This is a genomic window from Alcanivorax sp. HI0044 (genome assembly GCF_001634945.1).
On record NZ_LWEZ01000267.1, the window covers coordinates 1 to 874 of the forward strand.

1 pseudogene is annotated in these 874 nt (G+C 59.6%); it reads right to left on the reverse strand.

Going from position 1 to position 874, the window contains the following annotated elements:
* Positions 1-874 (reverse strand): annotated as a pseudogene (locus A3730_RS30950) (alkaline phosphatase); the annotation flags it as partial.

Genomic DNA, 874 nt, shown 5'->3' on the forward strand with positions numbered 1-874 from the left:
GTGTCATACATAAGGCGGTTACCGTCGTCATCCTGGTCGCCCGCGTCGTTGAACAGCGGCGGCTTGCCATTGTCGTCGGTCTTGTAGCCCTGCACCCAGGTGATATTCAGGCGACCCAGCAACTCATCGTCACGGCAATCCCCTGGGTCTCCGGCGGCGGCCCCGCAATAGCCAAATACATCCGGGTCCAGCAGGGCCCCTTCCGCCAGCGCCAGCAGTTGTGGCGGCATGTCATCGCCGCAACGACGCTCAAAGCCATCGGCATGAACCAGATGCTTGACGCGGAGTTCCTCTACAAAGCCAAGAGAGGCATCACCACATTCGGTGCTGTTAACCTTAAGATCTTCATTCCAGTAACCCTCGTTATCTTCCCCCCAAGCGCGGGCGTCCCCCTCGTTAGCGGTGACCAGATAGGTAGCGCCATTGGCCTGGTAGGCATGAATGGCATCGGGCAGATACAGGCCCATCACGCCGGCGTGGGTGGTGATATTGATAACCCCCCCGTCTTCATCGCTGAAATCCATGGCAACCACACCACGATCAATCTCGCCTAGCGGCAGAATATCCGTGACCTCTCCGGCGAGGATGTCGACCTTGGCCAGGGCGTTGTTTTCCTGCAGGGTCACCCAAGCCGTCTGGCTGTCCGCCGAAATGGCAATGTATTCCGGCTCCAGGTCTTGGGACACGGAGGCATTGGGACCATAAATTCGCACGCCCCTGTCTCGCAGGGTGGCGGCATCAAAAGCGTCAAAGCCCGCCGTGATCACGACCGGGTTGGCCGGATCACTGAAATCCACAATGCTGATGGAGCCGTCCGGGTCCGTCTGGTAATCGTCGCTGGGCTCGCCCTCATTGGCGGTGAGTACACGGGTTC